Genomic DNA, 26838 nt, shown 5'->3' on the forward strand with positions numbered 1-26838 from the left:
TTCCACACGTACCCATCCCGAACACGACCGTTAAGCCCTCTAGCGCCGATGGTACTTGGACCGCAGGGTCCTGGGAGAGTAGGACGCCGCCAAGCAAAGCAAAGACACACTTGATGAAAATCAGGTGTGTTTTTTTGTGTGAACGATTAAACCTAAGCTAAGTGAAAAAGCAGTTTCAGTTATGATATGATACAAGTCTGACGAAACACCCTTATTTTGACTTGTTTTATACATAAAATACTGTCTTTCCATTGTGCCAAGCTGTGATACAATAGGTGAGGTCTATATAGAAACGGAACACGCATAATTACGAGGAGGAACCGTAACACCATGAAATCAGCCCCGTTTATAGCTGTTGAAGGTCCGATTGGAGCGGGGAAAACAACGTTAGCTACGATGCTTTCCCAAGAATTGAATCTCCCATTGGTTAAAGAAATTGTCGAGGAGAATCCATTTTTGGCCTCCTTTTATCAAGATATCGACGAGTGGAGCTTCCAACTCGAAATGTTTTTTCTGTGTAACCGATTTAAGCAACTAGAAGATACCGGAGCACAATTTATTAAACAGAACAGCCCAGTCGTTTCGGATTATCATATTTATAAAAATTTGATCTTCGCTGAACGTACCTTAAAAGGAACGAAGCGGGATAAATACCGCCAAATCTATCATCTGTTAACGGATGACCTGCCCAAACCCAATCTGGTGCTCTACATTGAAGCTGAGCTGGATACATTGATGTACCGGATTAATAAGCGCGGGCGTTCCTTTGAGCAGGACATGGACCCTGCGTATATGGAGCAGTTAATTGCCGACTACAAAACAGGGATGGAGTATTTGGCCAATGGAACGAATCCGCCAGTCATTCTCAAGATTGATGCAGAGCAACTTGACTTTGTGGAACATCCTGAGGACTTCAGACAGATTGTTAATCAAGTAAAGGAGCTTATCATATGAATAACTATGGCATTCCAGCGAATGCATTAATTACAGTAGCAGGAACGGTAGGGGTGGGGAAATCCACACTGACGGCGGCACTTGCAGATCGATTGAATTTCAAAACGTCGCTTGAGCAGGTTGATCATAATCCGTATTTGGAAAAGTTTTACCATGACTTTGAACGCTGGAGTTTTCATCTGCAGATTTATTTCCTCGCTGAACGTTTTAAAGAACAGAAAAAGATTTTTGAATTGGGCGGTGGTTTTGTACAGGATCGCTCCATCTATGAGGATACGGGCATCTTTGCACAAATGCATGCCGATCAGGGCACGATGTCTGCTACCGACTTTGAGACGTATAGTAGCTTGTTTGAAGCGATGGTCATGACGCCTTATTTTCCACACCCGGATGTTCTGATCTATCTGGAAGGCAGTTTGCCATCGATTCTGAACCGGATTAACGAACGTGGTCGTGAAATGGAGATTCAGACAGATCGCTCGTATTGGGAGCACATGCATGAGCGCTATTCCGTATGGATTAACCGGTTTACAGCTTGCCCAGTACTGCGCTTGAACATTGATGAATATGATGTGCATGATTCGGCTTCAGTCGATGCTATTCTGGAGCAGATTGCAGCTGTTATTAAGCCTTCCAAAGAAACGCAGGTATAATTTAAATATATTTATCCTATATAGGACAAGGATTAGGGGAAAATAGACATCCTCTTTTACAGTGATACGGGCTGTAGAAGGGGTGTCTTTTTTTGTTTTTTATATAAGTTAATCTAAAAAAAGGATTTAGTTGATCAAGCTTTATTGGAATATGTATGTATATAGCTATTAAAATACAGAAAAATGTTGAAATTTGAAGCTTTTTGTGGTTTTATAAGAAAGGTGAATTCTGGAAATATAGTATAAGCATGACTCAGGAGGGAAAGACATCGTGGAAGAAAAGCAAGGAGTAAAGATTGGAGTGCCGATTATCGGTGGTTTGATTGCTGCCATACTGGGAGGTGTGGTGTGGGCTGCGATCGCAGCTATGACGGAGTATGAGGTTGGACTTATTGCGATACTGGTTGGCGTGCTTTGCGGGTACGCTGTCGTGTTGTTCTCAAACAAAAAAATCGCAACGGTGCACAAGATTATTGCTGTTGTTTTCGCGATGGTGGGTATCTTGCTTGGTAAATACTTGACGGTGGTTTATTTTACATCTGAATTATTTACCGATGTGAGCATGTTGACTCTGGTATTTGACGGAGAAATGATTAGTGCGTTTGCAGAAACAATTCAAGAATACTTTAGCGAGCCTACAGACTGGTTGTTCATCGTTTTGGCGATTGTATCTGCTTGGCAAATTCCAGGCCGGATGGCGAAAACAAGCATGGCATCAGAAGCATCGACCTCGGATCAAGCACCAAGAGCGTAAGCAAAACATGAAGTTCTCGGAGTGGACATCAACATCAGGATGGTTCACATTGCGGCCGGGATTTCGATCGAGGGATCGGTAGAGATTATCAAAAAGGACGTAACGCCTCAGGGGTTACGTCCTTTTTGATGTTATTGATTCTGATCGGCAAATACAGCCATTGCATGACACATGAATTGTGCCAGTCCCTCACCAAACTGATCGATATTTTTAGTGAAGCGTTCATCGTCTGCGTACATCTGACCAAGTCCTTTGAAGGCTTCTGGGGAATAGTTCCCGATCTCATTCAGGTAAATGTACCATTGTTTAATCTCGCCCTGTACTTCGGCAGATTCGGGTGCTGTGTGGCGAATGGCTGCTAATCGTTTGAAGATATCATTCATCTGATTAGATCGTTCTTTTTGTTTGTCAGCCGGCTGGTCATTTAATTTCTGGTTTGCCTCATTGACGGCATGGTCACCCCAGCGCTCACGGGCTTCCTGTTCGTACGGATTTTGACTAAAATCAAAGCCCTGAAATTGTTCTTTAGGGGTCATTTCAATCTCTCCTCTCAGATGTAGTACGGTTTTATCGATGGTGGTAATCATTTGATCCAGACGCTGGCGTTTTTCCAGCAAAATGAGTTTGTGCATATGCAATGCTTCCTCCGCATCAAAGGCGGGGTCATCTAAAATGTTTTTGATTTCTTTCAGCGAGAAGCCGAGTTCTTTGAAAAATAAAATCTGCTGAAGTCGTTCCAGATTGGCATCCGAATACATTCGATATCCGGCATCAGTGACCTGATCTGGAACAAGCAGCCCGATCTCGTCATAATGATGCAGTGTGCGCACACTGATCGAAGCAAGTTCGGAGACTTCTTTTACTTTCATGGCCATGGGTGAAACCTCCTTACACCATGAATTGTACAATGTCACGTTACGTGAGAGTCAATACGTTAATTTTGTGAAAAAGGAGCATCATAGGAATTCAAAGCAAAGCTTGTGAAAAACAAGGTTTTTCTTCGTTAACAAGCTTAAGTACCTTTAATGCTGTATGCAAAACCTCTGCTTATTTCTGTAAGCTTAATAAAGATAGCAAGTGAGTATTGGAGCTATCCAAAATACAGAATAAAGGGGCTTTCATTGTGATTTCAAACGAGATGTATTCTATTAAAGATGATACATATGTCCAAAAACAAAGTCTTCCATGGGCGGCTCTACTAGCGTTAGCTATGGCAGGATTTATCTGCATACTTACTGAAAGCCTGCCTGCTGGACTACTCCCTCAGATTGCCATGGGCCTTGGCATAACGCAGGCAAAAGCCGGACAACTTGTTACGTTGTATGCTGCAGGCTCTCTGGCAGCGGCAATTCCACTGACCGTGGCAACTCGCGGGTGGAGACGTAGACCTCTTTTGCTGCTATGTATTATAGGCTTTCTCTTATTTAACACGGTGACTGCCTTATCTTCGGTATATGTTATAACGTTAATTGCACGTTTTTGTGCAGGAGTAGCAGCGGGAGTGCTATGGGGAATGACCGCTGGATATGCACGTCGCATGGTGCCCGAGTCATTAAAAGGAAAAGCCATAGCCGTTGCTATGGCAGGTACACCTTTGGCATTAGCGCTTGGTGTTCCGATCGGTACTTTTTTTGGAACGTATGTAGGCTGGCGTTTAATCTTTGGAACGATATCTATATTGACGCTCGCGCTTATCGTATGGGTGTTCTGGAAAGTTCCAGATTATGAAGGCGAGGTCAAGCAGAATCAACTCTCACTGCATAAAATCCTGTTTCTTCCTGGAATCCGGCCTATTTTATTTGTGGTGCTTGTCTGGGTGTTAGCTCATAATATTTTGTATACTTACATTTCTCCTTTTCTGGCAAATACAGCACTGGCCGATAGAGTTGATCTGATTTTACTCCTATTTGGCGTAACTTCAGTGATGGGCATTTGGATTATTGGACTGCTGATTGATCGCTATTTAAGGATACTGGTGCTATTAAGTGTTGCGATATTTGCTTTTGCCTCAGCGGCGATGGCAATCTGGAGCAATCAGCCGGCTGTTATCATTATAGGAGTGATTGCATGGGGATTGACCTTTGGCGGAGCGGCAACGTTACTCCAAACAGCTATTGCACATGCAGGAGGCCGCAGTGCCGATATCGCACAATCGATGTTGGTAACGGCATGGAATCTAGGGATCGGTGCGGGAGGTATGGCAGGTGCTATCCTGCTTCATTGGATCGGAGCTAGATTCCTGCCGGGTTCATTGGTGCTATTGTTGTTTATTGCTCTTCTCATTGCGTTGTGCTCTAAAAAACAAGGATTTCCTAGTTCACCTTGAAATGGTGATATCTAAAATAGAAAAGATGAATGGTTAGGATTCCTTTGAGATCAGGAACTGGGGTTCATCAATTAGGTTTTTGGATGCAATAGGCGAGGACATTGCGATAAGTGTAGTATAGGTTCCGTATTTGTCACATTGATTTCCGAATGCCTCTAAGTCTGCAATAGAATCTGTCATGACTTTCAATAAATAATTGTGTTCTCCACTGACGCGATAACATTCTACAACTTCGGGCGACATACGGCAGAAATCAAGGAAAGCAGTGCATTCTCTAGTTTGAAATAGTAGATAGGATGTACTCTGTTTTCCTAATTTTTGCGGATTAATGATGGTGCGGTACCCTTCAATAACACCACTTTCCTCCAGTCGTTTTACACGTTCCGTGACGGCTGGCTGTGAAAGTCCCACCAATTTTCCTAATTCGGTCATGGACAATCTGGCTTGGTTTTCCATATGAAACAGGATGTTTCTATCGATCTGATCCATAAACTCACTTCCTTTTATTCTATAGGTGATTTTTCGGAGATGCTTTTATATTCATAGTAATTAAAAGATAATGATTTGTAAATGTGAAGCTTTATAGTAGAAATGATTTATATATTAAATATGTTTGGGATGGAAGGGAGGGGGATGAAAAGCATATGTGCGTGATGCAAGGTGGGAAGAAGGTGAGAAAGATGAAAGGATTTATAGGATGCAGAAGGAGGTATGGGGCGCTACAGGATGACCAGTTTGCGGAAGGATAAGGATAAGGATAAGGATAAGGATAAGGATGAAAAAGGATTCAGGAGGATGTATAGGTTGCAGAACGAGGCAAAGGAGGCGAAGAATAAAACAAGAATGCAAAGGCTGCAGACCGAGTGGCTGCAGCCTTTGCATTATCCGGGCAGGGAGCATGGCTACGCCTGCTCCCTGCGGGTGATCGCAGCGAGCTGTGCAGTCGCTGCGTGCACATCGGCCGCGCCCGCGATGGCGGAGATGACGGCTACGCCGTCGGCTCCAGCCGCCATCACGGCGGCCGCGGTATCGGGCGTAATGCCGCCGATACCGACCACCGGAACTGCGATGCCTGCGGCGCGCAGTTCCGCAACCCCAGCGGGGCCCAGCACAGCGTGGGCATCCGCTTTGGAGTGCGTCGGGTACATCGGCCCGACGCCAAGATAGTCTGCGCCCGCCTGCACGGCACGGCGGGCTTCAAGGACGGAGTGGGCGGATACGCCAAGCATCCGCCCATCTCCAATGCGGGCGCGTACCAGCGCCGCGTCCGCATCGTCTTGGCCGACGTGTACACCGTCGGCCTCCACCGCCACAGCCAGCTCCACATCATCGTTCACGATGAACGGTATCCCGTGCTGGCTGCACACCTCACGAAGCCGCAGCGCAAGCGTTCTGCGGGCTTCGCCTGCCAGGGCACCAGTTCCCTTCTCTCGGAACTGGAACAGCGTGATGCCGCCAGTGATCGCCTGGCGGAGCACCTCCACCGGGTCTCGCGTCGTATTGACGCTACCCATCACCAAATACAACTGCAGCGCGCGGCGGACCGCTTCCGCATCCCATCTGCGCATCAGCGTTCACCCCGCTGTCTGCGCTGGTACGCAAAGTGATTCGTTGGCCCGTGCCCGGCCCCGAATCCCAGCTCATCTTCAATGGCTGCCTGAATGAATGCTCGCGCGGTCGTAACGGCAGCCAGAATAGGGGCACCCTTCGCCAGTTCCGCCGTAATGGCAGCAGAGAACGTGCAGCCGGTTCCATGGGTATGACGTGTCATAACACGAAGGTTCTCCAAATAATGAAAGGAATGCCCGTCATACAGGACATCGATAACCGTACCGCTTCCCGTATCATGTCCTCCTTTAATCAAGGCATATGTTGAACCCATCTGCACCAATTGCTTTGCGGCTTCCTCGCGCTCACTCAGGTTCCGAATCGAACTCCCGATAAGTAGTTCGGCTTCGGGAATGTTAGGTGTGATAACCAAAGCAAGAGGCAGCAGATCTTCCACAAGTGATTGCACAGCCTCCTGCTGGAGCAGAGGTGCACCTCCTTTGGCAACCATCACGGGATCAATAACCAGATTTGACCAGTCGTATTGCTGACATTTTGCCGCAACAAGACGAATAATCTCGGCACTATACAGCATACCTGTCTTGAGGGCACGCGGCTGAAAGTCGACTCCCGTTGAATCAAGTTGCTGGGCAATGCCGTCGTAATCAATCGGAAACACGCCTTGAACCCCTGTAGTGTTCTGCGCGGCGATTGCAGTAATGACCGTCATGCCGTATACACCAAGTTCCTGAAAGGTTTTGAGATCCGCCTGAATTCCTGCACCGCCGCCGTTATCAGACCCGGCAATCGTTAACGCTTGAGCAATATTCATCACACACCTCCACGAATCTGACGGATTTGTGCATGCTCGGAGAACAGCGAAGGTGTCACCTGCGCCAGTTGATTTAACAATTCAATCTGGAAGCTGCCCGGCCCTTGATGAGCCGTTCGTGCTGCGGCCTGTTCGGCAGCTATACCGTAGGTTGAGACGGCTTCCACCACGCTGTTCAGCATGTCGCGCCCCGGCTCGGCAATCGCAGCAAAAGCACCAATGACTGAGCTGAGAAGACAGCCTGCCCCGGTAACTTGGGTGAGCAATGCATGTCCGTTGCTTGTGAGGAAAGTATGATATCCGTCTGTAATAATGTCGTACTGGCCCGTAATAACGACAATACAGTCAAGCTGTTGCGCTGCCCGCTCGGCAATGTCAATCCGGTCTCCTTCGCCAACTCCCGCATCCACACCTTTGATATTCCATGGCACACCAATGACATGAGCCACTTCGGCGACATTGCCTCTTAATACGGTAAGACGAAGCTCACGAACCAGCATCTGTACCGTATCGGTGCGATATGTCGTGGCTCCTGCACCAACAGGATCAAGGACAACAGGCACATGATGTGCATTGGCTGATTGTCCGGCTAGACGTATCGCTTGAACGACCTTTTCATCCAATGTGCCGATGTTCAGAACCACCGCGCCAGCCATTCGAGCGACGTCAGCGACTTCTTCATGAGCATAGGCCATAAACGGAGAGGCTCCGAGGGCAAGCAGACCATTTGCGGTAAAAGGGGCAACCACAAGGTTGGTAATATTATGAACCAAAGGATTGAGTGAACGTACACGTTCAAGATAAGACATCCAAATGACCTCCTTATTTTCAAATGATGGATATGGTTATGAGCGAGACGACTGGCTGAAATACAAAAAAGCCCCACCCATTTCCGGAGAAATGAGCAGAGCTATACGTTTGAACTGAAGTTGATCCCCATCTAGGATAGAGATCCCCTACTGCCAATAAAAGCCGCTCCACTTCCCTCCGCTGGTATAATCCAGATCAGGTTCAAAGGGTCCGAATCGTCGTATTCGTCTCAGCCGCAAGGCTCCCCCAGTGCAAATGTACAAGATATGCAGTTATGTACTCAGCATATATCCATCTTGACTTAATGTAAATAGGGCGAGGATTTAAGCCTTGAAATAGGGATGAAAAATACACTGGACTTTGTTACTGATCCGCTATTCTGATTTACCTTAGCTCGTGAACCCGATATAATGGGGATTGGCTCATATGGCCGTACTACGAATGAGGGCAGGACCGTTGTTCCTCCCGGCAGAATGGGGACCCTGAGTTGAAAACGTTCAAGAAAGTATATATTGAAATTACGAGTATCTGTAATCTGGCATGCAGCTTTTGTCCACAAACGAAGCGAGCCAAAGGATTCATCGACCCTGAAGTCTTTAATAATATATTGGATCAGATCAAACCACACACAAAACATATTTACCTGCACGTCAAAGGGGAACCGCTGCTTCATCCCAAAATTGACCTGTTGCTGGATATGGCTCATGCCAAGGGATTTAAAGTGAACATTACGACCAACGGTACGCTACTGCCAAAGACACAGCATAAATTATTGGGCAAACCTGCACTGAGACAGATGAATTTCTCGCTGCACAGCTTTGACGGCCATGAAGGTTCTACGGATCGTGACGGATATTTGCATAACATCTTGTCTTTTGTTCGTGAAGCGGTGAAACATAACGTCATTGTCTCGTTCAGACTATGGAATCTGACTCAGGATAACTTCACCAATGCTCAGATGAATCGCAATCGGGAGACGCTTGAGGTGCTGGAAAAGGAATTCAATCTGGACTTCCGTATTGAAGAAAAGGTGGTTGCGGGTAGTGGCGTGAAAATTGCACCCAACGTATACCTGAATCAGGACCATGAATTCCAATGGCCAAGCCTCGATGCACCTGAAGATGATGGCAAAGGTTTTTGTCATGCATTACGCAGTCAGGCAGCTGTGCTGGTTGATGGAACCGTGGTTCCATGCTGTTTGGATGGAGAAGGTGTCATCAACCTTGGAAACATCCATGAAAAGTCTTTTTCCGATATTGTGGATGGAGAGCGTGCGAACAATCTGGTATACGGTTTTTCCAAACGGGAAGCTGTAGAAGAACTTTGCCGCAAATGCGGATACCGGCAGCGCTTTGGAGCAGGAGCCTAAAATCATACGACAGATAACTCAAGTGTGTTATTCGGTAATATTCCGAGTAGCACATTTTTTTATTTATTATTAGGAAAGAATAGGCACCATTTGATTCATGATTTCAACTATTATGTAAAATGATAGTCTATTAATCTTGTTTTTATAAATATACATGGTATTATTATCCTACTGATCATAAAAGGGGGAGTAGTTCAAAAGTTACACTTTTGTGTTAATAACGGACGTTTAAGAGGAGTGTGTCGAGTTTTGAATTTAAAATGGAAAAAGTTTAATCGAAAGTTGTCAGCAGTACTCTCTACATCATTGATTGCCTCTATGTTTTCTATGCAATTGCTAGCCTCGGCGGAAGTGGCCCCATCATCTGTAACGTCATTTAAGGATGTTGAACACTCCTATGCCAAAACAGAAATTACGAAGTTAATTGAAAAAGGTATTTTAGCTGGATTTGCGGATGGAACATTTAAACCCTCAGATTCAGTAACACGTGCTCAATTGGCAAAGATTATGGTGGGTGCGCTTCAATTAAAGCCTGACTCTACTGTAGCTAGTTCCTTTAAAGATGTGGAGCAATCCAAATGGTATTCTGGCTATGTATCTGCACTCGTTCAATCTGGTATTGCCCAAGGAACCTCGAAGGATACGTTTTCTCCAGATAAAAAAGTTACGAGAGAGGAACTGGCTGTATTTTTCGTAAGAGCATTCGGCTGGGAAACAAAGAACGCACCAACTCAAACAACAAAGCCACAGCTCGCTGATTTGGATAAAGTATCAGACTGGGCGAAGGATTCTGTGTCACTCGCATATCAATCCGGATTTATTAAAGGTATTGTTCGGAAAGACGGAACAACAACGTTTAATCCAACGGGTGTAGCGGATCGACAAGCATTAGCAAGACTTGCTTATGAGTTTGTCATGAATAAGTCTACATATGATAATATTATGATTCCTGCGAAGACAGACGAAGATACAAACAACTCTAACCCCACAAAACCAGAAACAACGAAGCCTTCTGAAAACAGCAATAAAGGTAACAGTAGCAACAATAGCTCTACCGGGGATAATGGAAATAATAACAACACAGGTGGAAATAATGGAGGAGGTCAACAAACTTCCAGCAAAAACCTTACTTCTCCAGGCACATACACTTTGGGTAACGTAACTGGTAATGTCACGATTGGTTCTCAAGGTGTAATTCTGAAAGACACTAAGATCAATGGTAACCTTCAAGTTCTTGAATCTGTAGCTAATGGAGATGTTACACTTGATCACGTTACTGTTACAGGAACAACTAGCATCAAAGGTGGAGGACCTAACAGTATCCATGCACTGAACTCTGTTCTTGCGACTGTAATTGTGGATAAGGCAGATGGAAGTGTTCGTTTGGTTCTGGAAGGTGCGAGTGATGTACAACAGATTGAGATCAAGTCTGGAGCCATCGTAAAGAATGATTCCACAGGTGATGTTGGTCCAATTGAATTGACAGACTCTATTCCACATAATGCTGCGGTAGTGTTGAACGGAACGTTTGACTCTATTATGGTTCATGCAGAGCAGATTTCAGTAGAGTTTGGAGACAACTCCAGCATCGGGAATCTCGAGGTGTTCCAACAAGCACTGAATACGGTTTTCAAAATCAATCAAGGTGCAACCGTAAATCGCGCAATACTGGACGCTATTGTGCAATTCTCTGGAGCGGGTGCGTTAACTTCTGCACAAGTCAATGTAGAGGGAAGTGACTTTAGCGGGTTGCAACAGCATCCAAGAATTGAAGCAGATCCTACAGTGACTAGTTTGGTATACTTACCTGAAATTAGTGATCTTTCAGCTGTAAATGCAACGAAACAAATTGTACTTACAGGTGTAGCTGGCTCAGCGAACAAAGATGTTACCTCTCTTGCAAACTGGGAAGTGGAAGATAACAGCATTGTCACTGTAAACTCTGGTAAAATTCAAGCTGTAGCTAACGGTACAACCGTTGTGAAGGCTAAATACGGAGAATATCAAATTCAAGTTCCAGTGACTGTTGCAGTATATAATGAATTGACACACCCAAGACTTGAAGGGATTCAGGTTACAAATGGAAGTGCTAAACTGACATTTACCAATGGACTGGATGCATCTGGACTGACTGCTGAAGACTTTGTGGTACATGCATACTATAACGGTCAAGAGCGGGAATTGAATAATTTACAGTATCACAATGGGGAATTTACATTTAGCCCTATCGATAGTTACGGTTCCACATTGTACATTACAGTTGATTCCAATACGGAAAAGACTCATTTTGCAGGAAGCCAAAGTGCTTCTGTAAAACTTACAGGATTCGGTGGACATATTAAAGATGTCGCTGGAGCACCAGTAGCCAATTTGCAGATTTCTTTTAGAAAAGGTCTGGATAACAAAACGGGTGATATTGTTGGTACAGTAACGACAGACACTTATGGTGATTATTACATTAATCTGCAACCGGGCATCTATACAGGTGAGCTTGGAGGCGGAGATACAAAGTACATTAGAACATATCTTATTGGTGTATCGGCTGTTAATGTAAAAAACCAAAATGAAAATCAAACAGCGATTGAGATTCCGGCAGCTAATGAAACACGTTTTGTATTAACCTGGGGTAAAGATCCAGCAGATCTGGATTCACATCTTATCGGCCCAGCAGGTGATGGAGGAGTGTTCCATACCTACTACGTGGATAAACGTTATTATTATGATGAAGAACTGATGGTAGATCTGGATCTAGATGATACTACATCTTATGGACCAGAGACGACGACGATTCGCCAATTGCTTCCGGGAACATATACCTTCTACGTACATCATTATTCAGGCACAAGTACAATCAAGATGTCTGGTGCTAAAATTGATGTATTCCACGGAGCTGTCCCAACGCCAAGTGCAACCTACACGGTTGAAGAAGGAAGCGGAAATGAATTGTACTGGATCGTTCTGAAAATGATTGTTGCTGAAAACGGTACAGTGACTTATGAAACTGTGAATCAATTTACTAATGTTAACCCGCTTTATACGTTAACACCAGATTCTTCTTCTCAAGGAACAGATGGAGCAGAGGAATAGGATAATCTTTGGTTAGACGAAGTATATTTAGAGAACTCCCTGTTATTTTAAAAACAGGGGGTTCTTTTTAGGTTAACGATGATATCCAGACAATAAAGACGGCATATTTGAAGTTGATATCGGTACATATCAATGTAAAAACAGAATGTATATATGCGAACAATGCAGAAGGAATGCTAAAAAATGTAAATGTGATCTTAAGATTATTCCTGTAATCTCCCTTTTTTTGTAGGATTAGGACAGGTTCCGAGCAGTGATCTACTTCTGCGGTTCTGTCAGACAAGCTAGCGTGCTTGGAGACAAATTCACTTATATTAAGGGAGGATGTTCTTGATGAAAAAAATGTTAACGCTGTTGTTGTCCGCCGGTCTGGTCGCTTCCATATTTGGTGTTATGCCCGCAGCTGCTGCGCCAACGGTTGTAAATTCAACGATTGTTGTACCTAAGGGCACGACGTATGATGGACAGGGGAAAACCTTTGTGGCTAATCCATCCACCTTGGGTGACGGTTCTCAAGCAGAGAATCAGAAGCCGGTCTTCCGGCTGGAAGCAGGTGCTACACTGAAAAATGTCATCATTGGTGCGCCAGCGGCAGACGGTGTACATTGTTATGGTAACTGTAATATTTCGAATGTAGTATGGCAGGATGTGGGCGAGGACGCGTTGACATTGAAATCGTCAGGAACGGTGAACATTACAGGCGGTGCGGCATACAAGGCTTATGATAAAGTGTTCCAGATGAATGCTTCGGGTACGATTAATATCAAAAATTTCAGAGCAGATGATATCGGTAAGCTGGTTCGGCAAAATGGAGGAACATCCTATGCAGTTAATATGACGCTTGATAATTCCAACATATCCAATGTCAAAGATTCCATTATGCGTACAGATAGCAACAGTACACAAGGGCGAATTACGAATACACGTTATTCCAAAGTGCCAACACTTTTCAAAGGATTTGCTTCGGGTAAAACGAGCCAGTCCGGTAATACGCAGTATTAAATTGTGCGGAGCTTAGTTATCAAAACCAGGTAGACTGGATCAGTGTACCAAATTTATCTGTCGAACAGTGCAGTAAGGATCACTAATCTAACCATTGAATAATCTATCCATTAATCGTTTGAATAAGCATGTTGCTTATATAACTAAGCCATATGCACCATACAGGGTGGAGCAGAGCAAATGCTGCTTCACCCTGTTTTTTATGCTCATAGCCATACGACAACATTTAGCCAAATTGATTTGCATATGGGCAATATGAAGCTTCTTGTGATAACATGTGCACTAACTGTACCAATCGCATGGTTAAGAGGGGATATTTATGTCAATTCGCATCAAAATGTTGCTTTCGTTTACAGGCATGCTTGTTATCAGTCTCCTGTTTATATTGCTTACAGCAAGTCTCTATACGATTGCGGCAACAGGGGATTTGCAAAGTTTCCGAGATATATACAAAGTCCATTATCAGATCAATCCACTGACGGAACAGGGAGAGACGATCTTTCAAGAGATGAAGTTTACAGCGAAAAGTGATCCGGACGAGCTGCAGGACAAGGTATTGCTTCGGGAATACGATATGAAACTTCGAGCCGAGAAATCCGGGCTCTACGTGAGGCGTGAGGACAGTCCGATCTTTGAATCGCGGACATTCCATCAACCCGGATTGGGACAGGCACTGCCCGCCTATGATCTGAACAACAACCAGATTCGAAGTACGTTTAACATCGGTGAGCGCTTCTACGCGTATGCCAAGTTTGATTTTCAGTATTCAGATGGAGAACGAGGCAGTATCTTTGTCATCCGGGAGAGAAGTCCGTTTGCAGAACTGACACGCAAGCTGTTGCCTGTGATGTCTCTCCTGTTGATTGGTGTCCTGATCATCGCTAACCTTCTTCTGTTCCGCTGGATTACACGTAGTTTCATTCAACCGTTGCATCAGTTACGAAGTTCGGCCGAACAGATCAAAAACGGTAATTTGTCTTTCAAGCTTGAACCTTCCTCCAATGACGAAGTGGGACAGCTTAGTGAGGCATTTGAAAGTATGCGGAATCAGTTGCAACGATCCAATGAGTTGCGACAGCAAGATGAGATTAACCGCAGAGAGTTGATCTCCAACATTTCGCATGATCTTCGCACGCCGATTACTAATATTAAAGGGTATATCGAGGGCATTCGGGATGGGGTAGCGAACACACCGGAGAAGATGGACACTTACGTCAACATTATTCATTCCAAAGCGGTTAGCATGGATAAACTGGTGGATGAATTGTTCTTGTACTCCAAACTGGACTTGAATCAGGAACCGTTTGTGTTCAGCCCAGTGGATCTGGTTGATTTTATGGAGGATAGCATTGAAGAACTGCGATATGATCTGGAGGACAAAGGAGTAGGACTCGAGTGGCATAACCGAACTTCGGGCTCCGTTCTGTCTGCTGTGGATCTGGATAAACTGAAACGCACGGTTGTCAACATTGTTGATAATGCACTGAAATATATGAATGATGATGACAAACGACTCCGTATTACTCTTGAAACGAATCAAGAGTGGAATACCATCATATTCCAGGATAATGGGAAAGGCATATCCGAGGAAGATCTGCCGCATATATTTGAGCGTTTCTACCGAGCCGAGCATTCACGCAACTCGTCTACGGGCGGAAGCGGTCTTGGACTGGCCATTGCCCACCAGATTGTAGCTGGACATGGTGGTTTAATCTGGGCAGAAAGCAAGCTGGGTGAAGGCACCAGTATCCATATTCAATTGAAACGCCTCATGGAAGAAAGGGGAGAAAGCCATGACTGATATTCTGATCATTGAGGATGAAACGACCATTGCCGAACTGGAACGGGACTATTTCGAACTCCATGGATTTACGGTAGAGCTGTGTCATAACGGGGATGAAGGATTGCGCCGTGCTTTGGACGAGAATTACCGACTTGTCATCGTAGATTTGATGCTTCCCGGGATGGATGGTTTCGAATTATGCAGGCTCATTCGTGAGGAGAAGGAAGTGCCCATCCTTGTCGTTTCCGCAAAAAAAGAGGAGATCGATAAAATCCGCACGTTTAATCTCGGTGTCGACGATTTTATTACGAAGCCGTTCAGCCCAAGCGAACTGGTCGCAAGAGCCAAGGCTCACCTGACCCGGTACGAGAGATTGCTCGGCAAGAGCAAACCTGCTGAACAGGATGAGATCCACATTCGCGGACTTCACATCGACAAGGGATCACGCCGTGTATTTTTGAACGGAGAAGAGGTGGGCATCACCACCAAAGAATTTGATCTGCTTGTATTTTTGGCGAGTCATCCGAACCGCGTATTCAGCAAATCCGATCTGTTCGAACGGATCTGGGGCATGGAATCGAATGGCGATATTGCAACGGTAACAGTGCATGTTCGCAAGCTGCGCGGGAAACTGGAGAGTGATCCGAAACATCCCGAATACATCGAAACGGTCTGGGGTGCGGGGTATCGTTTCACCATATAAGTTTAGAGAAAGATTCGTTGCAGTTTATATTTTGTTAATATATTTGTTCTTTGGAGTTTCTTTTTATCCCCTACGCTATAGATAGATGCAACAACTACCTACAGAGGGGAAGAACATTTCATGAATCTTACAGCTCGTAAACTAGTAGCACTATTAACGATAACCGCATTGGGAACAGCGACACTTCCATTCACAACACCTCAAGCTCAGGCAGCTGGATTCACAACTTCTATGTCCGCTACAGCGACACAGCTTACGAATCAACAGGTGCAGGCGGCCATCAAGGAACTGAACCGTCTGGGTATCATGAACGGATATAGCGATCAATCGATGGGTGAACTTCGGGCGATCACACGCGCAGAGTTAGCTTCATTGATATATAGAACATTTGATTTGCAGAGCAAGACAGGAGACAGTGCAGTAACGTTAACGGATATCCAGGTGAACGCTTGGTATGCGCCTTATGCTCTTAAGGCGGTGGAGACAGGGATCATGCAGTCCGTCGATGGAGAGTTCCATCCTCAAAGTCTGGTAACGGATGCGGAGCTGGAAGAGGTCGTATCTAAAGCATTAAAACGGGATGTGAAGTCCGTACACCATTGGATGAGTGCTTTCTATGAAGAAACGGGCTCTGTGACACGGGGCGAAACGGCAGTGTTGCTGCAAAAGGCTTATCAAGCTATCCCTTCGGATCAAGCTCGCATTGAAAGTATTAAACCGTTGAATAACATGACTCTTGTGATCACCTTCGACAAGCCACTTACGGCAGAAGATGAAGTGTTTGCCAAATCCCGAACAGACTTTGTATTCAGCGGGGGACTAACCTTAACCAATATGCCACGTTTGAAAACAGGCTCTGTTGCTACATACATCGTGCCGACATCCGTTCAACAAGCTGGAGAAGCATACAGCCTTACATATAAAGGACAAGATGCTGGTTCATTCAAAGGCAGTGACGTTAAAGTAAATATGACTCAAGTGCGTCAGGTCACGAATGATACGTTTGAGATTGAAGCTTTGAAGGAAAAAGGTGTGGTGGATTACGGTTATATTATTTCGGCATACAGCGCTGGTCGCGGGGCTAATGCTTTCATTCTGAACGATCAGGAGCAGGCAGACGGCAAAACATATCAAATTATTTCGTCCATGCAGTCAAGACAAGTGATTATTACGCCGGAAAATGGCGAGCCGATCATTGCCAAATATGTTCCGTTTACGCAATCCACTGATGGCAGACAAGAACCCAAATTCCGATTGCCAGAAGGCCAGATTCTAAAACCAGGAGTAACTTATATCGTGACTTCCGAGTGGGCCAATATCGAACATGCTTCGTTTGCGGCGAAATCATTCGAATCATTAGTCATTGAGAGTGCCAGAGTTGCAAGTGATAGTGCCATTGAAGTGAAACTTGCCCAAGATCCGGGAGATGAACTATTCTCTGGACGGAGTGTTAGCCTGACAGCACCAGATGGGCATGTCCTGACAGCGACGTATAAATATTCAAGCCGGAAAGATGCAACAGGTGTATTTGAACTTGCGAATGGAGAAAAGCTGATCTCCGGCACAATCTATACGCTGAACCCAGTTGGCGATTGGAGTGTTGCATCATCAGTAACGGTGGTACAGCAGTAAGGAGGACCCATGAACAAATCCCTGATGCTGATTATTCTGATCAGCAGTGTGCTGTTCGTTCAAGGCTGTATGCTTAACGAAGAAGATAACTCAAAGGAGGGAAGCCGTATGGCCTCACTAAATCAACAGTTATTCAGTGCAGCTGAAGCAAAAGATACCGGGAGTATCGAAAAGCTCATTCAGGAGGGAGCCGATGTTAAGGCTCAAGATCAGAGCGGAAGAACGGCCCTGATGATTGCAACGTACAATCACGATACCGCATCTGTGCAAAAGCTGATTGAAGCAGGTGCGGATGTTAACCAGCAGGATGACATGTTGAATAGTCCTTTTTTATATGCGGGTGCTGAAGGATATTTGGATATTTTGAAGCTGACTATTCAGGCAGGAGCAGACCCTGCTATCACAAACCGCTACGGAGGAACGGCGCTCATCCCCGCTTCAGAGCATGGATACGTCGACGTGGTTCGAGAGCTGCTAACCAATACCACGGTAGATGTGAACCATGTGAATAAATTAGGATGGACAGCATTGCTGGAGGCGATCATTCTAAACGATGGCAATGAACGGCAACAGGAGACCATTGAATTGCTCATTCATCATGGGGCTGATGTTAATCTGGCTGATGGCGATGGTGTGTCTCCCCTCCGTCATGCCAGAGCAAAAGGCTTTAAGGAAATCGAAGCTATTTTGTTGCAAGCAGGTGCAAAATAGTGACACATTATTACTGTAGAGTAAACGGGCATCTGCCGAGGTAGTAACTGAACAACAACGAAAACGGGATGAGAGTAGCTTTTGCTATCTCATCCCGTTTTTTTGTTGTTATTGCGATATGTTTAGTGCAAGCATCTCTTTATTCAACCTATCTTTATTTCCAAACGAACTACTTCTCCCCTGGCACTTCGACGATAACTTTGCCTTTGGTTGGCTTAGCAGAGCCGCTTTCAAGTGAGCCTTTCTTGTTCATCATGTCATAGGCGGTTTCCTCTAGCATGCGGGAGTATTTGAAGGATACGAGTGTTTTATCACCGACAGAAGGACGGGTTCCTGCTTCGGCAACAGGCTTGGTTTTAATAAAGAACAAATCACCAATCGTTCCGGCTTGTTTCCCCAGATTAGCCTGCCATTTCAGCATGGCATTGCCGTTTGTAATTGTATAATAGCTGACCAGATCATTATCTTCAATCACGAAGAAGCGGTCCTTTTGGCCTTGTTCAAAAATATAAGCTGTAGAGGAATCTACTGGACCGAGCGGATTATTCACCTGTAGGCGCGGTTGGCCGAAATTTGAAAGCCGCGGCAGTTGCAATGCTGCTTCACGGGCTGCCGTCAAATCGGAACCGTTGTAATCCTTCACTATGGAAGTATTCGTGGTGTAAATATAAGCTTCCTTGGCAGCCTGATTCCAGCGTACTTGTGCTCCAAACGTTTCACCAATGGCACGAAGTGGAAGCATGGCTTTTCCTTTTACGAGAATGGGAACCGATGAAAGGGTGGCATTCTGTCCATTCTTTTTTATCGTTTTACTATTGGGTGTCAGCACGTATTGGTCACTGCCTGTTTTAATACTGATTTGTTTGCTCTTATTATCATAACCGAAGGTGTAATCTCCGAGAAACTGCAGTTCAGTCAAGGCAATGTATGTGACCCCTTGGCGGATGACTACATCGTATTGTGCAGGCATATTGTTAATATATGCCATAGGTTTCATTGTAGTGGCTGCTTCAGCTACAGTAGGCATGAACATTGCAGGAGCTACTCCTGCGGTCAGAATGGAGGCGGCCAGCAGCATCTTCCATTTTTTCTGCTTCCAAATTGCGCGGTGTAATGGTGCTGTGTTTTTCATAATCAATCTCCTTTCAGATCATTAGACGGATGGATTGTTCCAAAAGTTGCATATTAATGGAACATCCATAAGATATTAACCTAATTCCTGTATATTAAACTGTAAATTGAGGCATAAAATAAAGCTGTGTTTGAGGGAAGAAAGGATATGATTTTTTCCAAGATTCATTCGGAAAACAGGTAACTTTTTGATATGGGGAGCGTCTTATATGGAAATAACTTCTATTGGGAGATGAATGTGTGTGAAAAAGGAGCCTAATCAGAACATATGGGGTTATACTCGCTGCTTTACCTTAACGGGAATAACTGTGCTACTGCTAACAGGATGTATGATGCCAGATCCCCAAACGGATGTGTCGGGCAGACAGGCTCAGGTTTCAACAACACAGACAACTGACACGAAAGCTCCAATTCAAGTCTCCGATACAATTTTTAACGATTTACAGTTGCCTGGTTCATCAACCTTGCTTTCAGCGCAGCAAATTTCCGCCAAGATCCCCTACAAAAAGGGAGAACGAGTAACGCTCAGAGAGGGCTTGCCTCTTTTCAGTGGGCGGAAGGATAATCGCGTTGCAGTAGATCAGATGAAGATTACATATCTCACTATACCGAAGGAAAAGTATATTTTGACTGGGGTTCAGGGGGAGTGGATGCAAGTCAAGAACCAGCAGCAAGATAGCTACTGGCTTCCTGCCTGGTATGCGCTTAAGCAGAGTAACAACATAACGCAAACTGATCCTCATACATTCACTGTTCAAACGGATAGCAAATTGTACCTCACTCCTGACAGTACGATAACTTGGCCTTCCGATCAGGCGCTATTGAAGAAGGCGCTCATCGTGGCTGAGTGGAAGGAGTGGGTCGGCGTGTCCATTGCTCCCCGTATTTGGAGCAAGGAATGGACAGGTTATCACCATGTGATGCTCTGGATCAAGAAAAAGGATATTACAGGTCATCCTCCTGTCTCCGATGGATGGTTTGTAAGTGAGCCATCGTTATCTATCTCTATGCTCCGCCATCTGGTAGATACCAAACTGGATCAAACGACGACCACCAAGCAGGTTGCCAAGTGGTTAGGGGAGCCGGATTGGAAGGAGCAGTCCAGAAATCTGAATGAACCAGGTGATCCGATGCGAGTTAGACAGACCTGGAGATATGAGCGGCATGATGCACATTTATTGTTAACCTTTAATAATAACGGCAAGCTGACCGAGATTCATTGGAGTATGCCAGCGAGTCAGGATAATGAGGCAGATCTCCGAAGTGATGAGCGTATGGGCACGTTTACTTATTTCACTCAAGTTGCTGTGGGAAAGTCGCTCCCGCCAACGCTGCCCTGGAAACCGGAATGGGTGAATCAGGGAGATCTGAACTATACCTTTTTACAAGCGGGTACAGATGATGTGCTCCTCATGAAGGGAGATGATGGCGGGTTTAGCGGCATGCATTATGATGATTCCTTCTACGCGCTGGATCGACATACAGGGAAATTGCTCTGGAGAGTGCATAACGGATATGGTCCTGCTCAAGCGGTTTTAAATACCAAGCGGGATGCCGTTACACTATATACAAGTTATGACACCGATCGCAAGCAATATCTGGATCGTTTGCGCCATATCAATCTGAAAGAGGGAAAGCTTCTATGGGAATATAAACCTGAGGTACAAGATAAGCGGAATAACAGCACAAACAAGAAGAATACAGCTGACGATATGGTATGGTTGAACGGCATCAAAGCTGCCCGAAATGTAGTTATTGTAGATATCCCTGCGGCTGAAGGCTCCAGCAATGGATGGATTCATGTGCTTAATAGTTCAACCGGTAAACGGGTATGGACTAAGAAATTAACGACAGGATATCAATTGCTTAATCGGAATGCCGACGAACCTTATGTTCTATATCAGGAGAAAAATCAGCTTGTTGCCGCAGATCCTCTAACGGGACGAACGGTTTGGCAGGTGAAGGCGGGACCATCCGCGATAGATCATATCGAGAATGATTCCTATTTTGACGGCATCCATCGTTATGATCCGTTTGGCTCAGCACCCCTTGGGCGTTGGATGTTGCTGGATGATCAGTGGGTGCTGCTTGATTTGAATTCTGGTAAGAAAAAATCTCTAATTCCTGCACGTATAGGTCAGCAGATAGAAGTACTGAATGATGATATGGTGCTGATTCGTCAGAATAAAAAAGGAAATATGTACGGTGATTACGGAGATTATACAACCTCCTTATTTGACCCAGATACAGGCAAGATTCGCTGGACGGTTGATGCGAAGATTGAACGTGGACTTCTAGAGGCGGATCAGCTGTATGTCATTAGAAATGGATATCCTGCCGCCGTGGATTACCATACCGGGGAGACACGGTGGGATGCACAAGAATCTGTTGGAACAAACCAATATTCGACCAATCAGGGCAGTTACCTCATCATTGGAGATCGTTTGTTGCTTCCGCGAAATGAAAACTTGCTTGTGATGGATAAAAAGGATGGAATTCTGCTAGGGCGTGTGCATGATGTAGTCATGGGGACTCCGGAGCATCGGGATCGGGATGCAAAGAATGGCATGATCAACCGAATCGACGATAAAGTGTATGTCGGATCAGCTAACGGACGTTTCCGTGTCTTTCCAGTTGATCAGCTGGAAGGAGATATCTCTTTTTAAAAGCTTGTCTGGGTCGCCATGTTGTTTTATTATAAATGAACAGGATTGCTCGCGCTCCGGTTATCGGCTGTGCGGGCTTTCTTCATGTGTTCTTGAAAGATTCTTGAGAGATACTTGAGGGAACATACATGATCATTCACGGGAGGAATCTCCATGATTTCAGTATATGGTGTGAGCAAACGGTTCAACGAGCGCGGTTCCCGTGCGGATCAGGGATTTGAGGTCTTGCGATCCGTCTCGCTTGAAATAGGTAAAGGTGAGATTCATGGCATTATTGGTTCCAGCGGGGCAGGAAAGTCGACCTTGCTACGGATGCTCAACGGTTTGGAACAGCCTGATGCTGGAGAAGTTACCGTCAATGGTCAGCAACTAACCAGAATGAACGAGCGAGACTTGCGTCAGGCACGTCGGTCTATCGGTATGATCTTCCAGCATTTCAATCTGGTCAGCAATCGCACGGTGCTGAGCAATGTGAGCATGCCCTTGGAACTGGCCGGCAAATCACGTTCACAGCGGCGAGAGCGAGGGTTGGAAGTACTTCGATTCGTAGGACTGGAGGACAAAGCGAACCAGTATCCGGCTCAGCTGAGCGGCGGACAGAAGCAGCGCGTTGCTATTGCCAGAGCGCTTGCCAGTCATCCAGCTGTATTGCTCTGCGATGAACCAACGTCTTCACTTGATCCGCAGACAACAGGGGGAATATTGGATGTGCTTCGTCATGTGAACGAAACGATGGGGGTGACGATTGTCGTTGTTACCCATGAGATGGAGGTCGCTCGTCGATTGTGTCACCGTATTACGGTGATGAAAGAGGGTCAGATTGTGCGTACCCTATCTGAATCAGAAGTTCGCAGTATCCCGGTTCCACAGCCGGATATCCTTACTTCACTGCTTGCAGACGACACTTTGGGTGGAACAGAAACGGAAAAGGTAACGGGAACTACTCTCGACCGTCTGGCGGAACAGGGGGACGGGCGATGATGTTACCTGAGTCGGTGCTTAAATATCAGCATGAAATCTGGCAGGCCATTGGAGAAACATTTGTGATGGTGGGGATATCCATCGCGGCAGCAGTGCTGGTCGGTTTGCCTCTCGGTACGCTATTGTACCTGTTTCGTAAAGGGCAACGATACCAGAATCGAGCCTTGTTCACTGTTCTGGGCAGTCTTGTGAATATCATTCGTTCCTTTCCATTCCTGCTGCTGGTCGTCTTCATGATCCCGTTCACTCGGTTGGTTGTAGGCACATCCATCGGTACGTTAGCTGCAACGGTGCCTTTATCGGTCATTGCTATTGCTTATTATGCACGCCTTGTCGAACAGGCGCTACTCGATGTGCCTAAAGGTGTCATCGAAGCAGCCTCTTCTATGGGAGCCTCAACCGTGCAACTTGTCCTTAAATTCCTGTACGTGGAGGCGAGGTCTGGTCTTGTGCTGGGACTTACCACAGCAACGATCAGTTTTGTTTCCTATTCTACGGTAATGGGGATTGTGGGTGGTGGAGGCGTTGGTGATTTTGCTATTCGTTACGGTTACCAACGCTTCGAAACGGAAATTATGATATTTACAATTATTATCATGATTGTGCTGGTACAGATGATTCAATTCACGGGTAGCCGACTGTCTCGCTGGTTGGATCGCAGATCCTGAGGAACCCGCTAAAAATGACTACAGAATGTACAGAGAAGGGGTAAATATTCAATGAAAGTAAAATTGATGCTCATGCTACTCGCGGTTATGCTCGTTGTATCCGCCTGCGGTAAAAAAGAAGAAACGCCTGCTACTGAGGGGGCGAAGCCAGAATCACAAGCCGGACAGGAAGTTACACTAAAAGTAGCGACATTGATTCCGCCAATGACGGATGTACTGGATATCGTTAAACCGCTTCTTAAAGAAGATGGCGTAAACTTGGAGGTTGTGGTGCTGTCAGATAACGTACAGCCGAATACGGCTCTAGCAAACAAGGAAGTGGATGCGAACTTCTTCCAACACGTGCCGTACATGAAACAGTACAATGAGGCGAATAGTGCAACTCTGGTTCCTGCTCAGCCCATCTACAACGCGATCTATGGTGGATACTCCAAAACCTACAAGTCCATCGATGAACTGCCAGAAGGAGCAAAGATTGCGATTGCCAATGATCCTTCAAACATCGGGCGCTCCCTCGTCATGCTGGAACAAAACGGCCTGATTAAACTCAAAGAGGGTGTAGGTTTTAATGCAACACAAGCGGACATCACAGAGAATAAAAAGAACTTCAAGTTCAAAGAAGTAGATTTGCTGATGCTTGCCCGTATGATGGATGATGCAGATCTGGTAGCTATGACTCCTGCCTATGCGAGCCCGCTCGGTCTGACGCCCAAAAAGGATGCTTTGCTGACCGAGAAGGACGATTCCCATTTTGCGATCACGTTGGTAGCCCGTGAGGATAACAAAGACTCCGAAGCCATCCAGAAGCTGGCTAAACGTATGGCTGGCCCTGAAGTGAAAGCCTTTTTCGAAAAAAATTACGCAGATATTGCCATTCCAGCATTCTAAGGTATAGGTGAGTATAGAGATTCGAACATTGAGATCCGAGCAAATATGCTTGGGTCTTTTTGTTTGTGATCTTACTTCTGTTAACAACTATTTAGAAACTTAATAGAACCGGAGTTAAATTCGTTTAATTTAGTTAATATATTTTTTGTATGTTAGTGAAAATATCAATTTAATATGGAAGAGGTAGAGTGAATTGTCGTTGGAAAACAAAAAAACAGGTTGGTTAGGAAAGATTGTAACCGATTTTAAGGTCAAACTGATCATGTCCTTCATTATCTTTTTGGCGGCCCCTTCCATCACTATAGGTGTATTGTCTTATAACAATGCCAAAGAGGAAGTAACGAAACAAATTCTACATAGTGCAGAGGAAAACGTGAATTTAGCTAATAGTACGATTGATTTAATAGTCAATGTAAAACGCAAGCAGGTTGAATATTATGCGAAAGTTTTTACTGCAGACACCATGAAAAATTCAGAAGCAAACATGCTGGAGGAAATAAAGGGTTTCATCGGGCAGAACCCGGATGTGGTTTTGGTCAGTATAGGAAATGAAAATGGAAAATATTTAAGTTCTTCGGATACAGCTACCCCGCAAGATTATGATCCGCGAACCAGACCTTGGTATACAGAAGCGATGAGTCAACCTGGTCAGGTTATCGTCACAGACCCGTACACCTCCACATCAACGAATTCAGTTACGGTTTCAATTGCAAAGGCATTGGACGACCGCTCTGGTGTAGTCAGCCTTGATCTGGATCTGAACGACATTAGCAATAGTATAAGCAAGATCAAGGTAGGGGAGCAGGGATATATGGTCTTGCTGGATCGTAGCAAAAAGTATATCTATCACCCGAACAGCCCAGCTGGATCAGACGCGAAAGAGTCATTTTGGACAGAGGTATTTGATAACGAATCAGGAACATTTGATTATGTCTATAATGATGAGCCTAAGGTTATGTATTATTTAACGAATGGTTCAACCAATTGGAAAATCGCAGGTACGATGTTTACCTCCGAGGTGCATGAGGCGACAGCTCCGATTCTGCATCGTATGATCATTGTGCTGTTATCTTGCCTTGGCGTTGGGGCTGTAATTATCTGGCTTGTCATGCGATCTATTATTAAACCGATCAGAGAATTGAAAAATCAAGCGATACAAGTGAGTGAGGGAGATCTGACACAGACTATTGTAAGTAAAAGTTCGGATGAGCTTGGTGAACTTAGCGACGCTTTTGGCAAAATGCAGACGAATCTGCGCTTGCTGATCCAGAATGTAGAGCATAGCGCAAGTCAGGTAGTTACCTCATCAGAAGAGATGACGCAGAGCGCAGAAGTGACCAGTGCTGCGAGTGAACAGGTGGCCAGAGCTATTCAGGAAATTACGCTGGGAGCCGAGAAACAAATGCATGGTATTGAGCATAATCACGAGGCCATGCGCGAAATTACGTCTGGTGTAACCAATATTGCGGAGAGATCGGTTCATGTGTCCGAATTAGCCAAACAGACCACGTTACAAGCAGAAGAAGGTGGCAACACGGTTAAGCAGACGGTAGATCAGATGAGATCAATTCAAGAGACCGTCTTACAGATGAGTCGTATCATTCAGACATTGGATCAACGTTCTGAGCAAATCTCCGCCATCACAGAGCTGATGGGAAATATGGCAAAACAAACGAATCTACTAGCTCTGAATGCGTCGATTGAGGCTGCACGTGCAGGTGCACACGGGAGTGGGTTCGCCGTAGTAGCTGGAGAAGTTCGCAAGCTCGCAGAGCAATCCCAGCAGTCTGCTCAAGATATTACTGCCCTGACATCTGCGGTCCAGAAGGATACATTGGAATCGGTTGATATGATGAAGAAAGTGGCATTAGAGGTTGAACAAGGCATGGAGGTTTCCACGGAAGCTATTCAGAAGTTCCAACGTATTCTGGAGAGTATGCGCGAGACTACACCTCAGATTGAAGAGATCGCAGCCACTTCACAGCAGATTACGGCTGGAGTACAGGAGGTTGGGGCTGTGTCTAGCGAACTGGCAGGTATTGCTTCAGCGAATGCCTCAACTTCGGAAGAGGTCGCAGCCTCATCGGAAGAACAGCTGGCTTCGATGGAGGAGATATCAGCTTCTGCAAGAAGTTTGTCAAGTATGGCAGAACATCTGCAAAGTCTGATACAGCAGTTCAAGTACTAGGGAGCCGAGAGGCTCCTTTTTTACATTTAGTCTGGCAATTTCGTGGGAGTTTCTGGAATGTGTATCGAAGGGTAAATGTTAGAAGAAAGGAGGAGGAATTGGGGAGAAATAAGCCAATATCCGCAATTGAATAAGGGGGAGACGCGTAATAT

At 45.3% G+C, this 26838-nt stretch carries 22 protein-coding genes, 1 rRNA gene and 1 riboswitch; of the genes, 17 read left to right on the forward strand and 6 right to left on the reverse strand.

Translation table 11 applies throughout. The features are described from left to right. The 4 genes from rrf to J2T16_RS26065 form a co-directional block, all read left to right on the forward strand. Positions 1 to 95, forward strand: a 5S ribosomal RNA gene (gene rrf / locus J2T16_RS26050); the annotation flags it as partial. Positions 96 to 330: 235 nt separating this feature from the next. Further along, on the forward strand, positions 331 to 954 hold the full coding sequence (locus J2T16_RS26055; protein ID WP_090917349.1) for a deoxynucleoside kinase: 624 nt from the start codon (positions 331 to 333) through the stop codon (positions 952 to 954). Then, positions 951 to 1607 (forward strand): deoxynucleoside kinase, encoded by a 657-nt coding sequence (locus tag J2T16_RS26060; protein ID WP_221789341.1) that lies wholly within the window; start codon positions 951 to 953, stop codon positions 1605 to 1607. The genes J2T16_RS26055 and J2T16_RS26060 overlap by 4 nt, the downstream gene beginning before the upstream one ends. A gap of 271 nt (positions 1608 to 1878) precedes the next feature. Continuing rightward, positions 1879 to 2361, forward strand: a complete 483-nt coding sequence (locus J2T16_RS26065) for a hypothetical protein (protein ID WP_221789340.1) — start codon at positions 1879 to 1881, stop codon at positions 2359 to 2361. 131 nt (positions 2362 to 2492) lie between these two features. Here the strand turns inward: J2T16_RS26065 and J2T16_RS26070 are convergent, their stop codons facing one another. Continuing rightward, on the reverse strand, positions 2493 to 3236 hold the full coding sequence (locus tag J2T16_RS26070) for a MerR family transcriptional regulator (RefSeq protein ID WP_336121086.1): 744 nt from the start codon (positions 3234 to 3236) through the stop codon (positions 2493 to 2495). A 263-nt stretch (positions 3237 to 3499) separates the two neighbouring features. On the opposite strand from J2T16_RS26070, the gene J2T16_RS26075 reads away from it, so the two are divergent. Continuing rightward, positions 3500 to 4687 carry an MFS transporter gene (locus J2T16_RS26075; protein WP_336121085.1) on the forward strand — a complete coding sequence of 396 codons (1188 nt, stop codon included), beginning with the start codon at positions 3500 to 3502 and terminating at the stop codon, positions 4685 to 4687. A gap of 33 nt (positions 4688 to 4720) precedes the next feature. On the opposite strand, the gene J2T16_RS26080 is transcribed toward J2T16_RS26075, so the two are convergent. The 4 genes from J2T16_RS26080 to thiM form a co-directional block, all read right to left on the reverse strand. Further along, on the reverse strand, positions 4721 to 5176 hold the full coding sequence (locus J2T16_RS26080; RefSeq protein WP_090917359.1) for an Lrp/AsnC family transcriptional regulator: 456 nt from the start codon (positions 5174 to 5176) through the stop codon (positions 4721 to 4723). Between the two features lie 413 nt (positions 5177 to 5589). Beyond that, a complete protein-coding gene (gene thiE / locus J2T16_RS26085) occupies positions 5590 to 6255 on the reverse strand; it encodes a thiamine phosphate synthase (RefSeq protein WP_499019664.1) in 666 nt (221 codons plus the stop codon). Continuing rightward, complete coding sequence (gene thiD, locus J2T16_RS26090; protein WP_336121083.1) at positions 6255 to 7067, reverse strand: bifunctional hydroxymethylpyrimidine kinase/phosphomethylpyrimidine kinase; 813 nt, start codon at positions 7065 to 7067, stop codon at positions 6255 to 6257. Before thiD ends, thiE begins: the two co-directional genes overlap by 1 nt. Next, the gene (thiM, locus tag J2T16_RS26095; protein WP_154891120.1) at positions 7067 to 7876 is read right to left on the reverse strand and encodes a hydroxyethylthiazole kinase; all 810 of its coding nucleotides are present in this window, start codon (positions 7874 to 7876) and stop codon (positions 7067 to 7069) included. Before thiM ends, thiD begins: the two co-directional genes overlap by 1 nt. Positions 7877 to 8032: 156 nt before the next feature. Next, a riboswitch (TPP riboswitch) is annotated at positions 8033 to 8135 on the reverse strand. Between the two features lie 229 nt (positions 8136 to 8364). On the opposite strand from thiM, the gene J2T16_RS26100 reads away from it, so the two are divergent. The 7 genes from J2T16_RS26100 (at position 8365) to J2T16_RS26130 (ending at position 18164) form a co-directional block, all read left to right on the forward strand. Beyond that, entirely contained in the window at positions 8365 to 9246 is an 882-nt protein-coding gene (locus J2T16_RS26100) for a radical SAM/SPASM domain-containing protein (RefSeq protein ID WP_090917367.1), read from the forward strand. 249 nt (positions 9247 to 9495) lie between these two features. Further along, positions 9496 to 12333: an S-layer homology domain-containing protein gene (locus J2T16_RS26105; protein ID WP_154891122.1), complete on the forward strand. Its 2838-nt coding sequence runs from the start codon at positions 9496 to 9498 to the stop codon at positions 12331 to 12333. Positions 12334 to 12666: 333 nt separating this feature from the next. Further along, positions 12667 to 13335 carry a pectate lyase gene (locus J2T16_RS26110; RefSeq protein WP_154891123.1) on the forward strand — a complete coding sequence of 223 codons (669 nt, stop codon included), beginning with the start codon at positions 12667 to 12669 and terminating at the stop codon, positions 13333 to 13335. A 319-nt stretch (positions 13336 to 13654) separates the two neighbouring features. After that, positions 13655 to 15136: a sensor histidine kinase gene (locus J2T16_RS26115; RefSeq protein WP_221789336.1), complete on the forward strand. Its 1482-nt coding sequence runs from the start codon at positions 13655 to 13657 to the stop codon at positions 15134 to 15136. After that, a complete protein-coding gene (locus J2T16_RS26120; RefSeq protein WP_090917376.1) occupies positions 15129 to 15821 on the forward strand; it encodes a response regulator transcription factor in 693 nt (230 codons plus the stop codon). Before J2T16_RS26115 ends, J2T16_RS26120 begins: the two co-directional genes overlap by 8 nt. Positions 15822 to 15941: 120 nt before the next feature. Beyond that, positions 15942 to 17453, forward strand: coding sequence for an S-layer homology domain-containing protein (locus J2T16_RS26125; RefSeq protein WP_499019670.1), 1512 nt, complete (start codon positions 15942 to 15944; stop codon positions 17451 to 17453). Positions 17454 to 17462: 9 nt separating this feature from the next. Further along, positions 17463 to 18164: an ankyrin repeat domain-containing protein gene (locus J2T16_RS26130; RefSeq protein ID WP_261769403.1), complete on the forward strand. Its 702-nt coding sequence runs from the start codon at positions 17463 to 17465 to the stop codon at positions 18162 to 18164. 169 nt (positions 18165 to 18333) lie between these two features. On the opposite strand, the gene J2T16_RS26135 is transcribed toward J2T16_RS26130, so the two are convergent. Beyond that, on the reverse strand, positions 18334 to 19296 hold the full coding sequence (locus J2T16_RS26135) for a copper amine oxidase N-terminal domain-containing protein (protein WP_499019673.1): 963 nt from the start codon (positions 19294 to 19296) through the stop codon (positions 18334 to 18336). Between the two features lie 241 nt (positions 19297 to 19537). Between J2T16_RS26135 and J2T16_RS26140 the strand changes: the two genes are divergently transcribed. From J2T16_RS26140 to J2T16_RS26160, 5 genes are all read left to right on the forward strand, one after another. Further along, positions 19538 to 21961 carry an outer membrane protein assembly factor BamB family protein gene (locus tag J2T16_RS26140; RefSeq protein WP_499019675.1) on the forward strand — a complete coding sequence of 808 codons (2424 nt, stop codon included), beginning with the start codon at positions 19538 to 19540 and terminating at the stop codon, positions 21959 to 21961. A gap of 153 nt (positions 21962 to 22114) precedes the next feature. Next, positions 22115 to 22942 carry a methionine ABC transporter ATP-binding protein gene (locus J2T16_RS26145; protein ID WP_499019678.1) on the forward strand — a complete coding sequence of 276 codons (828 nt, stop codon included), beginning with the start codon at positions 22115 to 22117 and terminating at the stop codon, positions 22940 to 22942. Next, positions 22939 to 23610, forward strand: coding sequence for a methionine ABC transporter permease (locus J2T16_RS26150; RefSeq protein WP_499019680.1), 672 nt, complete (start codon positions 22939 to 22941; stop codon positions 23608 to 23610). The genes J2T16_RS26145 and J2T16_RS26150 overlap by 4 nt, the downstream gene beginning before the upstream one ends. Positions 23611 to 23661: 51 nt before the next feature. Next, the gene (locus tag J2T16_RS26155) at positions 23662 to 24498 is read left to right on the forward strand and encodes a MetQ/NlpA family ABC transporter substrate-binding protein (protein ID WP_499019683.1); all 837 of its coding nucleotides are present in this window, start codon (positions 23662 to 23664) and stop codon (positions 24496 to 24498) included. A 199-nt stretch (positions 24499 to 24697) separates the two neighbouring features. After that, positions 24698 to 26686, forward strand: coding sequence for a methyl-accepting chemotaxis protein (locus tag J2T16_RS26160; RefSeq protein ID WP_499019685.1), 1989 nt, complete (start codon positions 24698 to 24700; stop codon positions 26684 to 26686). The last annotated feature ends 152 nt before the right edge of the window (positions 26687 to 26838 follow it).

The organism is Paenibacillus intestini (assembly GCF_030803945.1).
GTDB lineage: Bacteria > Bacillota > Bacilli > Paenibacillales > Paenibacillaceae > Paenibacillus > Paenibacillus polysaccharolyticus.